Origin of the sequence: Lachnoclostridium sp. (assembly GCF_031997925.1) — a bacterium.
Lineage (GTDB): Bacteria > Bacillota > Clostridia > Lachnospirales > Lachnospiraceae > Lachnoclostridium.
This window is the reverse complement of the sequence record NZ_DAMADT010000056.1, coordinates 1-12,242: the sequence shown is the minus strand read 5'-3', so window position 1 is coordinate 12,242 and position 12,242 is coordinate 1. Positions and strand designations below refer to the sequence as shown.

Genomic DNA, 12,242 nt, shown 5'->3' with positions numbered 1-12,242 from the left:
ATACCTCACCATCCTTGATAAAAAGTACTCTTTTGGCATGGCTTGCAGCCTTAGTACTATGGGTTACCATTAAAATAGTCTGGCCTTCGTCATTGAGTTCTGTAAATACCTTAAGTAAACTATCGGTAGCTCTGGAATCAAGCGCGCCTGTTGGCTCGTCCGCAAGAATTAAACGTGGATTTGTTATTAATGCTCTGGCAACTGCAGCCCTTTGTTTCTGTCCTCCAGATACCTCATAAGGATATTTGTTTAACAAATCCGAGATACCTAATCTTGCAGCAATTTTTTGAAGTCTACCTTGCATCTCGTCATACTGCTTTCCGGATAAAACTAAAGGTAAAAATATATTATCCTGTAGGGAAAATGTATCAAGTAAATTAAAATCTTGAAATACAAAACCTAAATTATTACGACGGAAAGCTGAAATCTCAGACTCTTTTATCGTGTTAAGGCCCTTTCCATCTAATAATACTTCTCCGCTGCTTGGCTTATCAAGAGAAGCTAAGATGTTTAGTAAGGTGGTTTTTCCAGATCCGGACTCACCCATAATGGCAACGTATTCTCCTTGCTCAACCGAAAATGAGACATTCGATAAAGCTTGAACCTGATTTCCACCAAATCGTGTGGTATATATTTTTTTTAAATTTTTAACTTCTAATAATGACATGTTATCCTCCTAAAAATTTTCTATCACGAATATGGTGTTAGTATAACAGAGAAAGAGAATGTGTAGCCATCGCTTTGGCTTACATTCTCTTTTTCAAACTTACATTATTGTAATATATTAAAGAAAAGTACGCTTGTTGAACTTTTCTTGTGGCAAAGCGCTTTGCGAGCTTCTCCTTACCATAAATAATCTATTTTTTATTATTTCACGATTTATTCCACGATTAATTCTTTTATAGCCAAGCCTATATACACCTTTGTCCCTTTCGAAACTTCGGAGGTTATCGTCATAGTGTGCGATAACTTATTTAAGATACGTTTGCAAAGATATAAGCCGATTCCAGTAGATTTTTTATCTGCTCTGCCATTATATCCGGTGTAACCTTTCTCACATACTCTTGGTAAATCCTCAGGACAAATACCGATACCGGTATCTTCTATTACTAAGGTATCTTCAAGTTCAGTATCTAAATAGATGGAGATGCTGCCTGAATTCGTGTATTTTAATGCATTGGAAATTAACTGTTCTATCACAAAAACCAGCCATTTTTCGTCTGTTAAAACTTTTTTATGAATTTCTTCATAATATAATGTAATCTTCTTTCTGATAAATGACTTTGTATGCTTTTTTATAGCCTGCTTCACAATATCATCAAGGTCATACCGTGATAATAACAAATCTCCTGACATACTCTCAACACGCAAGTATTGAAGTACCATTCCTACATATTGTTCTATTTTAAATAATTGATCCTGTAATTCCTCCGACATGGACATTTCTTCACTCTGCAACAGCAAACGCATTGCTGCAATTGGTGTCTTAATCTGATGTACCCACATAGTATAATAGTCCATCATGTCTGATAATTTTTCATCCACATCAGAATACATCTTTGTATACCTTTCACTTAGGATACGGATAATTTCTTGATAATCTTCCTCTATCCTATCTTGTGGCTGTGGAAATTCTTCCTCTGATAGGGTAATTGTATGCTTTAACCATTGAAGTTTTTGCTGTCTCTTATAGTAGAAATAAAAACGGATCATACCAAATAAACTAACTGCCACTATGGATAATACAGTGGCATACAAAACCGCTTCGGCTGGAAGATCATACAAACTAAATACAATAAGAAATAGTACTATCGTAATCCCTGCGGATACAATGATTGAGATATGTCTTTTTATATAAGAAACTAAGAGCTTAAATACTTGTTTGATACTCTGTTTCCTATTCTTTCTTGATTTCTCCATCTTCTTCTCCTGCTTATACCTACATTACCATGTACCCAACGCCCTTTTTGGTAGTAATATAATTTTCTAATCCTGCATCATCTAGCTTTTTTCGAAGTCTATTCACATTAACAGTTAAAGTATTATCATCAACAAAGCTATCATTTTCCCATAATCGTTCCATAATCGCTTCTCTTGTAATAGCACGTCCGATATTCTCCATTAAGATTTGCATAATACGGAACTCATTTTTTGTTAACTCTACCTTTTCATGTCCACAAATCATAGACATATCACTGAGATTTAAAATTGCTCCATTATGTTCAATCGCATTTAATTGCCCTTGAAAAGAATAGGTTCTTCGAAGAATTGCCTGAACTTTTGCAGTCAGTACATTAAGGTCTACTGGCTTTGCTATGAAGTCATCTCCCCCCATATTCATCGCCATCACGATGTTCATATTATCTGCAGCGGATGACAAAAACACTACGGGCACTTTCGATACCCGTCTTATCTCACTACACCAATGAAAGCCATTATAATAAGGCAGATAAACATCTAATAAAACTAGATGAGGTTCGAACTTTATTACCTGCTCTGTTACATTCTGAAAATCGGTGATATATTCTGTTTCATAACCCCATTTGCACAGATGTTCTTTAATTGCCTTTGCAATGGTCATGTCGTCTTCTATCATTAAGATTTTATACATAGTTTTCCTCATTTCTTCGTTACTTTTGTCTTGCTTGCAAGAGAACGCTTATCATGAATATTGCTTTTACTTTCACACTTATTTTCCTATAATACTACTCGCCACCTCTTGAGACGGTAATAACAGTTAAATAATCTTTCAGCTCTTCTCTACTCACCTTCATATAATTCAGGTAATAATCTGCTAATTGCTCTCTAACCTTTAATACTTCCTCTACCCCAGGCATATTTTGCGGAATCGGTGAGTATTGAATTAAATATAGACTCCTAGCAATATCATATTCTCTAGGTCCCCTACAACAGTTCATAAAGTCAATAACAGATACCTTATCCTCTTCTATAAAAATATTGCCCGGATGATAATCTCCATGGCATAAATTCTCTCCATCTTTTAAAGTTGTAAGCAAGTGAAGCATCTCTTCACCTTGGCTTTTAGCTTCCATACCTCCTGTAAGTACAAAGCGCTGTAGATTGTTACGCAAGAATTCTTTATAGTACATAAATTCATATGCTTTATTCTCATTAATTTTATCTTGTAGCTGTGCTATCTTCTCAGCACAGCCTTTCATATCTCCAGTAGCCATAAGCCAATCAAACATGCAATTTCCATTCACTTTATCATATAAAATACCATTTTGCTCTGAGACTGTAACAATATCAAACACCATTGGCTTTGGAAAGTTCATCAAATTCAATCTCTTTGCATTCTCATACTCTCTTTTAACAGAATCGATAGAACATCCTTGATGGAATAATTTTAATACCTTTCCATCTTCCCACTCATAAACGTTGGCAGTATTACCTTGTCCGATCATTTTGTGTTCCATAACTACCGACTCCCCCTATAATACCAAAAACTTAGCGCTTTTTATTTATTATATAAATATACGTCTTCATTTCATCATAAAATATTTGAATCAATATCACTAGAACTTTCTCTATTAATTTTAGTATACGCTTAATGATTGAACTTTTACTTTTCTTATTTTGGGTTCTCATATGTAACACATTTTAGTGGTAATTTTTTATAATAAGGTAATAATTAGGTTCTAATCGGCCCATATATGTTGCTCGAATAACATTTTTATTTATAGCACACGGTTAATTCTAGCATTTTATCCCCCATTCGTAAAGAATGAGTTCATTAGTATTTGATGAGTAATTAATGAGTAATTAATGAGTAATTAACAGATCACTGTTAGTATGAGTACGTCGTAAAAATAATTTTCTTTACTTCTATATCAAGAAAGAGCTTTATCAGTGTCTAAACTTAATATTTTTAATAAAATAATATTCAAGTTCAAATAAAAGAGCAGAACTGGATTTAAATAGATAATTCCTCTATTCATAAATCCAATTCTGCTTAACACAAAAAAACACCATTTACTTCACAATACTTAATTTCTTTCAGAATATTCCTCTATCTATTACTCCATCTTTGATTAATATCGAAACATAACATTTATTTTACATATGCTTAATTTCTCTCAACCTAGCCATTGCATTACTTAATTCCTTTCAACCCAACCATCCTCTGTTAAATAAACTTTCCCTATCTCCTTATCTGATGCACTTTCTATTATTTTCTTAGGATTTTTTGAATACTCTACGCTAACTTCTTGTTCCTTTATAGAAATTTGGCTACCTCCAATATCATTCAGTTTAATTACTTTGGTTAGCACTTTATCGAATTTATCATCCATAATAGAAAGCATTAACTGATCCACTTTTGATTCATTATCAATTATTGTACTTCTAGTTACCACTACCGCATGACCAAGTTTACATGGTATGGCTTCTACCTGATATTGCCTTATTAATGATTTACTATCTACGGTTTCATAAAGAATAACCTTACCATTCTTTAGTTCAAATTCATTTATCGTTGGTGGAATTTCCATCATCTTATCCTGTTCTGATTGATTGGTTCGTTCTTCTTTACTGCAAAGCTTCTCCATAATTACTTGAGGTAAAATAGAATATTTACTAATCTTAATATTAGTAACTGCACCATCTCTACTCGATATCTGTAGATATCCATTTGCATAGACATACTCTTTTATAATACTTCCATTGTTTTTGTAAAGACTAATATCCTCTTCCCCATAGATTCTTTGAACCTCTTCCACAGAACTCTGTACCCGAATCTTACCATCCGATGAAAAGCCAAAACCTATATCAATAGTTTCTAGCTTTCCGCTATCTGAAAATTCAAGCACACTACAAGCATATTGATTTCCAAAGTAGTTATGGCTAATCTCAATTTTATTACTGAATTCATATGATTGATAAGAAATTTGCTTTTCCTTTAGAGATTGAATTACCTCTAAATATGAAGTTCCTAATGGAAAATCTCTTAGCTCATGGTTCATGATTTGACTATCTTTATTGGTTAACTCTACCGGCACTAAGTCTGCTGATATTTTAACTTTCTCTCCATTCACTACTTTGTCGTTCTCACCAAATCCTACCCCACACCCCCAGAAGGAACCATCTTTCTTTTGAATAATCATCTGAGGTATGGGAAGCCTTGCTTCGCTTTGTCTCATTCCATAGGTTATCTTGGTAACAGTAGAATTAAATGCTACTTCACCAATCCATACCATATTTACATCAGTAGCGATCTGTTGAGGGATTTCTACAGTGCCTTCTTCATAATTTCCTGTGCCTAACACTCCTTTTCTATTATCTCCCCACGTCCATAAAGTTCCATCAGAACGAATCGAAGCGCATTGAAAACCGTCAGTAGTAATATAGATCGCATCTTCTAACATCTTCTTTGGTTCCGAAATCGAGGTAGTTTCATACCAATCGATTGTCCCCATTGAATCCGGTTTTTGACTATCATCCTTGGTATCTCCAATTTTCCACACAGTTCCGTCTTTTTTAAGAACTAGGATATGATATTCACCACATCTAGCATAAGAAACGTCTTTCATTAATAAAACAGGATGAATTGCACAGACATCGGTTGAGTGACTAAAATACGAACCAACCTGCTTTATTCCCATAAGTCCATCAAAATTAGCCCCCATTCCATAGAGACTGCCATCTTCCGTTAGAAATACAGCAAAGTAATTTCTGCTAGCATCTACATGAGCAACATTCTCTGCTATTTTTACTGGTTCCTTAGTATAATCAACATATGCCTCACCATAATATCCTTGAACACCCTGACCAAGCTGTCCTGCACGATTATCACCTAGTCCCCAAAGTATTCCTTCTTTATCGATCATATATTGATTCTCTGGTTGCACAACATTAGTGAGATAATAATCTGACAGATTAAACTCTCCTGAAAGATGAAGTTCTTCTATAGGAACTCTGACAGGAACTTCTATTTCTATCCCATATAAATTATCTTTCTTATTCCCCTCATTAAATTGATTAGACTCTTCGTTTTTCTGATTATTATTCGCATGTTCACTCTCTGAATCCCGAGAATCATATTGACTATTATCGTTTTGTTCTATAATATCTTTATTAATTTGCTCCTTTATTTCTTTTCTATCTACCGCTGCTTCTTTTTGCTTTTCAAATCTTATATGAACATTATAGATTAAGATACCAATTAAGAATATAACTGCTGCGATTGTCACAATACTCGCTCCCAGCTTTAAGAAGGATACTCCATTTGCTACTTTTTTCTTTCGATTTCTCATATTCAAATATACATAGTCATACGTTTCTTCTGAATCAATACCATATTTTCTAAGCTCTGTTTGTTGAATTCGTGCTAATAACTCTTGTTTTGATTTCGTTTGATACTTCATTCCGTCGTAGACTGTTTTGATATTCATTTTTAAATTATTTTCTTCAAGTTCTCCATACGATTTAGACCCTTTTTTCATCAATACACCCCTCCTTTCATTTGGAACTTAAGTTTTTCCTTGGCTCTACGTAATTTCGTAGCTACTGTATTACTGTTCATCTCCAATATTTTTGCTATCTCAGCCAGAGTATACTCTTCATAATAATATAGATAAACTATGGTTCGCTCCAGTTCTTTTAGCTTCATCAGCTGATTATAAAGTTCCTTTTGCTCCAAAGTATACTCAATTCCACTGACATAAGGAATATCCTCTGTAAGTTCTGTGGTTTTTCTAAACCAACCTGATTTTAAATAATTTTTACAATAATTTATTGTGACACGAATTAACCACGCTTTTTCATGTTGCTTTGATTCAAATGTAAGTTGCTTCTCTATTAGTTTTAAAAATACTTCTTGCGTGATATCTTCTGCAGCCGAAATACTTCGTACCATATTAAGTGCAATACGGTAAACCATATCCGAATGCTGATGAAAACTTTTCGTTATGGAATACTTTTCATAGGACCCCTCCACTGCCACTACCCCCAATCTATATGATGTTTTATAATCTATTCTTAGAATTATTTTTAAGCCTTTAATAATAATACAGCTCAGTTACCAATATTTGTTCATTTTTTCTAATCATTTATTTATTAGGCTTTTTTTATCTATTTACTAACATTGGCTCTTTCTTAATACTATAGTTTTCTAAATAATATAAGAGATAGATTCACATTGTTATATACACATATATAAAATTAAACGAGTGTTATAAAACAATTTTGAATTTTCAAAATTTATAATATAGCACTCGTTTAAAATTATTATTTCTTATTATAAAATAACGCAGCGCCTATAACACTCGTTAGATATAAAATAGACGATTCCAGATAACCCAATGGTATAACTTCCGTTATAAGGTATTTACCAAGAATAAGCAAAAATATAAAAATTCCAATTGTAATTAAGATCTCTTTTCGTTCCTTTAATATCATGTAATTACCTCCTATTTTTATATTATCAACATAATACCAGATAATGTTTCCCTTATCAATGTTATGCTAATCCACAGACTTTTTCCTCTTCTTACACCAATATAATCTTATTCGCTATATCCTTACATCCATGTTAAACACTGACTCTAATTGTTATTTATATAAACTGAAAAATACTATAGATGTTAGTATGCAGAAAACTCTAACAGATCGAAAAAAACCTCCTTGTGCCAGTCTACCAGACAATCACAAAGAGGTTAAAATAAACCATTATAATATTAATAAATACGCCATTGGAACATTACTTTGGCTGTCTTGGAAAGAATCCAGCGTTTGACACTGGCTCTCCTTTCACATACAAATGAGCTGTATCTCCTACCTCCCTACAGCGAAAGAAGGCTTCATTATTCATACGTTCTTCTGTCTCAATTATAGTAACTGAAGTAGGTGCAATAAAGAATCCGTGCCACATTAATTGTGCTGAGATTCCAAGTAGATGTGAAAGAATAACACAAGTAATACCAAGGTGACAAAACAACACGATTGTATCATCACTTCCTGGTATAGCTCGGTACAATCTACCTTCTCTTTGATATCCATACTTTAATAGAAGTTCATCAAGGCCAGCAGCTACTTTTTCATATTCTGCTTTTACCGGGCCTGTCTTCATTAAATCATTGTCAAACCATTGGTCTCTGCCATAAAATTCTTCTTGTTTTGTCCAATATCCAGGCATAAAATCCCACGGTACCATCTTTTTTTCATTATTAGCATCGTTAATTGGAGCATCGAACTCTCTAAGCCAAGGTAATATCTCTGCTTCGGTACCTAATTTTTGTAATGTTGCTTTCGCTGTGTCTTTTGCCCTTCCAAGAGGGGAGCAATAGATTGCTGAAACAGGAAGCTTACTGATCCTTTCAGAAAGAAAATCTGCTTCTCTCCATCCTTTTTCTGTAAGTGAATCAATTGAATAATCTGGTTCTCCGTGTCTTATTATAACTAGTTTCATGCTTTTCCTCATTTCTGCGTTAACTTCATACCTCACTAGCTTGTAAAGACAGCAGACACAAACTTGGAGGTGAAATTTTCACTCATCTTTTCGTGTTTCTTATTTTTATAGCTTATGTGTAATACATACATAATTAGTAGTAACATCTCGTTAGTGATCATTATATTAAATAGAACATTTGATAGTGTAAAATTTTTTCTATCATACATACTATTTATTGATGAGACGATATATAAAATCAACTATATTTTCATTTAAACTCTTAGAATATACTAATTCACGGACCATAACAGGATTATCCGTAACGATATTATCAACACCTACATCAATCATTTTCTGAACATTACTCTCATCATTCACAGTCCAAGCGTAGATTTCTTTTCCTTGACGATGAATGTCGTTTACCAAGTTACTTGTTACAAAAGTAGCTTCAATGCTATAGACATCCGCATACTCCAAGGTTAATAAAGAGCCATATGCAACGGTCGTTATATATACTGTTTTTATATCAGGTGCGTATTCCTTCACTCGTTTTAAACATTCATAGTTCATTGAGGCTACGACACAGTCATCCTCCACTTTATATTCTTTAATTAAGTCAACAACACTTTTTTCAAAATCAATTTCATGACCGCTTGGTTTAAGTTCAATATTTAATTTTATCTTACCCTTTGTCTCCTTAATTACCTCTTCTAATGTAGATAATCTTACATAAGAAAAGTCACTGTGAAACCAACTTCCAACATCGATATCTTTAATCTCATCATAAGTAACTTCCCATATATTAATATTTTTTCCAGAGATTCGTTTCAAATTGGAGTCATGCGCTACTACAAACACTCCATCTTTCGTTTGTTGAACATCGAGTTCTATATAATCCGCTCGTTGTTCTATTGCACTTTTGAATGCTGGCATGGTATTCTCTGGTGCCATACTGGAATTACCACGATGTGCAGTCACTTGTGTATGTTCAAATAATTGCATATTCCAATCAAAATTTTTATTGGTTATAACTGATAAGTAGAAGATGTTTATCACTGCTGCTACTAATGCACTAAATACTAAGACCTTTTTCAATTTATGGAATGTAATTTCAGATGGACGATAGGTTGGAATTTCCTCTCCTGCATATCTCTTTTGCTTATAGTATAACGCACTGATAAACGCAAAAGATATCGCCACTGAAAAATTGGCTAACACGATTAATAGTAACAATAACGCACCAGCAACAACAGCAAGTGTCATAGAATAGGCAATCGCCGAATTTGTTAACGATTTAATTACAAGAGTAACAGCACCAATGGAAAGAGTGGTAAATAGTAACACAATCAAAGCTATGGATATATTCCATACAATCAGCCCTATGGCATGCTTGATATAACGTCCTCGATTCATTCGAAGGCTTTCTTTTCTTGCTTTTTTATAGTTACAGCCTTCCAGTGTAAACACGTGAATACTAAATATCCAGCGCATTGTAATAATCGCAAATAGGAGCATACATAAAAGAAATAGTATCGATAACAACAGATTGTTATAGATATAATCCATAATGAATTCTGGTATGTTGATACTTGAAATATAACCAGACACTAAAGCAAAATTCGTAATAGGGATAATAAATAGAACAAATACAATAATTAATCCATTCCTTCTCTTAAAAAAGCGAAATGCAGAGCGATAACCAGCCTGAAACATTTGTGCAACTGTCATCTTATTGTTATGAAACGAAGCATGAAAACATTGAACTAAGGCAGTCATCTCAAATAAAGTAAATAAGGTTACAGCCAATAAGATAATTAAGGCGATAACTACCGTTGTTGGTCTACTTAGAAAATCAAAAAAATTATCATTAGTTAGATATTGTTCTCCTGAAAGCTTTAAAGCAAGATTTAACATACCAAATAGCAATGGAGTAAATACTGTGGATCCTACTAATTTATAAAATAGTTCAAATAGTAAAATAGTTTTGTAGTTCTTTTTTAACAAGCGAAATGCTAAGTTATATTTATTCACAGGCGTTTCCTTCTAATTCTTATTTATTTCGGTTATAATACGTTCTATTTCCTTGGGCGAAGTTACAACATAGTCTGGTTTCACTGCCCATGTAGTAGCATCCGAACCGCTGTAATTTACTCCAATAGTAATTATTTTTACCGTACTAATCTTATTCTTTTCTCTTAAATATTCTAACAAGCACTTTTCTGCATTCTTAGCGAAAACAACATCTTCTGCATGATCACCAATATAAACTAGTATGGAATCTTCATAATCTACCCCTAGCTTCGATAAACATTTTAAGTATCCCGAAGGGTTTGGCTTTTGTTCACCAAAACCAACTTCATCCACGCCGATAATTACTGGAAAGAATGATGCTAATCCATAGGAAGCTAATGTTTTTTCTATGTTTTGTGCACTATTTTGTGAGCATATTCCTTGGGACTTCACTGGCAATCTCGGAATTATATCAAGCAATCCTTCAAACAACTCTGCATTGGAATCATCCTGTAACTGATAAGGACTCCAAAGCTTCCCCGCTTCTTCAATCTGTTCCATAGTCAAACCATATGCATGTTCATATAATTCCTTCCAGTTCTTATACCTATAGTTTGCCTTTTGATATTCGTCAATTGAGGTTAGTGCTATTGGCATATGTTGCTTAATTTCTGGTATAAAGTGCTTTAAAATTTCTTTGGTAACGCGTATATTTTTCTTGGTACTGTCGACTAATGTACCATCATAATCCCATAGTATCGCTTTTAATTTCATTTGGTTTCCCCCTTTTATCCTTTTTATATCAATATATTCTTTTAGGTTATCCGAGTTTTCTTTCTATTGTTTTCTTCCAATATAGCTTCCTCATCAAGCCTAATTTTTCAATGCTAATTCAATTTAGGATGTCCATTTAATGAATTAATAATAAGATGTATCTTTTGTAAAAAGGTTATCAATCAATGTAATCTTTCCATAATCTTTACATACAACCATAATAACATTTTTCAAAAGGCTGTCAATAATCCAGGTGCTAATAATCTATCTAAATGGATACAATTAATAGATACAATCATAGAATCTACTTCATTAAAAAAAGAACAAGAAGAGATAGTGGCTTAACCAATCCAAAATAGGCTTCATCATTTATTCATTAAAATGACTGAAATGCTGTCATGAGCACTCTGATAAGCGTATCGATATCTAAAAAAACTACCCGCTGATGTTGATAGTTGGTAGTTTAAATTATACTATTCAATTTTAATCTTCCCAGAACCATCTCCATTCAGAATATATCCTCTCTAATTCATCCTCGGTTGAAGTTTGTGGATAAAAATATAAAATCTTGTAACCAAAACCTTTATATATATCAACTTCCCCACCAGACCCAAGATCACTAACAAATATCGCTCTTTCTCCATTATTATAACGAATTTTGTCAGTTATGGCAAAGCTAACCGGGATAATAACTAAGGTTGATAAAGCAATAATCAACCACTTTTTCTTTTTCATGCATGTCCCCTCCTTGTTATAAACAGAAGCTTTCTTTATATAATACACCATTTTCTACCAACTATCAATATTTAGTCGCCAAAGGTTTTTATCAAGTAAACATTGGCAATTCTTTTATGCTGGACTAGGACATGCTCAATCGAGCACAATAATAAATATCTATGCTCATGCACTCGAAAAGATGGATGAAAAGGCTGCTGGCAGCATGGAAGATATGTTTTCAAGAAAAGTAAAATAACATTGTAAGCCTTGCTAAAATAGTGATATGATCCTCCATAAGTTGACATGGTAAATAACCAAAATCTACTTATGGAGG

The 12,242-nt window shown here is 33.3% G+C and carries 11 protein-coding genes; all 11 read right to left on the bottom strand.

What is annotated here, in order from left to right; translation table 11 throughout:
* A partial coding sequence (locus RTP52_RS20000; RefSeq protein WP_312373139.1) for an ABC transporter ATP-binding protein occupies positions 1–667 on the bottom strand: 667 nt, incomplete at its 3' end.
* Between the two features lie 212 nt (positions 668–879).
* The gene (locus RTP52_RS19995; RefSeq protein ID WP_312373138.1) at positions 880–1,920 is read right to left on the bottom strand and encodes a sensor histidine kinase; all 1,041 of its coding nucleotides are present in this window, start codon (positions 1,918–1,920) and stop codon (positions 880–882) included.
* 19 nt (positions 1,921–1,939) lie between these two features.
* On the bottom strand, positions 1,940–2,611 hold the full coding sequence (locus tag RTP52_RS19990) for a response regulator transcription factor (protein ID WP_312106702.1): 672 nt from the start codon (positions 2,609–2,611) through the stop codon (positions 1,940–1,942).
* Between the two features lie 94 nt (positions 2,612–2,705).
* Positions 2,706–3,437, bottom strand: a complete 732-nt coding sequence (locus tag RTP52_RS19985) for an aminoglycoside phosphotransferase family protein (protein ID WP_312373136.1) — start codon at positions 3,435–3,437, stop codon at positions 2,706–2,708.
* A 681-nt stretch (positions 3,438–4,118) separates the two neighbouring features.
* The gene (locus RTP52_RS19980; protein WP_312373135.1) at positions 4,119–6,461 is read right to left on the bottom strand and encodes an RCC1-like domain-containing protein; all 2,343 of its coding nucleotides are present in this window, start codon (positions 6,459–6,461) and stop codon (positions 4,119–4,121) included.
* Positions 6,461–6,955 (bottom strand): RNA polymerase sigma factor, encoded by a 495-nt coding sequence (locus RTP52_RS19975; protein WP_312373133.1) that lies wholly within the window; start codon positions 6,953–6,955, stop codon positions 6,461–6,463. Before RTP52_RS19975 ends, RTP52_RS19980 begins: the two co-directional genes overlap by 1 nt.
* A gap of 290 nt (positions 6,956–7,245) precedes the next feature.
* A complete protein-coding gene (locus RTP52_RS19970) occupies positions 7,246–7,416 on the bottom strand; it encodes a hypothetical protein (RefSeq protein ID WP_312106709.1) in 171 nt (56 codons plus the stop codon).
* A gap of 301 nt (positions 7,417–7,717) precedes the next feature.
* Positions 7,718–8,425, bottom strand: a complete 708-nt coding sequence (locus RTP52_RS19965; protein ID WP_312107131.1) for a histidine phosphatase family protein — start codon at positions 8,423–8,425, stop codon at positions 7,718–7,720.
* Positions 8,426–8,635: 210 nt separating this feature from the next.
* The gene (locus tag RTP52_RS19960) at positions 8,636–10,438 is read right to left on the bottom strand and encodes a glycerophosphodiester phosphodiesterase (protein ID WP_312373132.1); all 1,803 of its coding nucleotides are present in this window, start codon (positions 10,436–10,438) and stop codon (positions 8,636–8,638) included.
* Between the two features lie 12 nt (positions 10,439–10,450).
* Entirely contained in the window at positions 10,451–11,191 is a 741-nt protein-coding gene (locus RTP52_RS19955) for an HAD family hydrolase (protein WP_312373130.1), read from the bottom strand.
* Positions 11,192–11,674: 483 nt separating this feature from the next.
* The gene (locus RTP52_RS19950; RefSeq protein WP_312373127.1) at positions 11,675–11,926 is read right to left on the bottom strand and encodes a hypothetical protein; all 252 of its coding nucleotides are present in this window, start codon (positions 11,924–11,926) and stop codon (positions 11,675–11,677) included.
* Positions 11,927–12,242: the final 316 nt, after the last annotated feature.

Coding starts and splice junctions, on each gene's coding strand:
- RTP52_RS19955 (WP_312373130.1), bottom strand. CDS start 11,191: ATGAAATTAAAAGCGATACTATGGGATTATGATGGTACATTAGTCGAC.
- RTP52_RS19995 (WP_312373138.1), bottom strand. CDS start 1,920: ATGGAGAAATCAAGAAAGAATAGGAAACAGAGTATCAAACAAGTATTT.
- RTP52_RS19985 (WP_312373136.1), bottom strand. CDS start 3,437: ATGGAACACAAAATGATCGGACAAGGTAATACTGCCAACGTTTATGAG.
- RTP52_RS19980 (WP_312373135.1), bottom strand. CDS start 6,461: ATGAAAAAAGGGTCTAAATCGTATGGAGAACTTGAAGAAAATAATTTA.
- RTP52_RS19990 (WP_312106702.1), bottom strand. CDS start 2,611: ATGTATAAAATCTTAATGATAGAAGACGACATGACCATTGCAAAGGCA.
- RTP52_RS19965 (WP_312107131.1), bottom strand. CDS start 8,425: ATGAAACTAGTTATAATAAGACACGGAGAACCAGATTATTCAATTGAT.
- RTP52_RS19970 (WP_312106709.1), bottom strand. CDS start 7,416: ATGATATTAAAGGAACGAAAAGAGATCTTAATTACAATTGGAATTTTT.
- RTP52_RS19950 (WP_312373127.1), bottom strand. CDS start 11,926: ATGAAAAAGAAAAAGTGGTTGATTATTGCTTTATCAACCTTAGTTATT.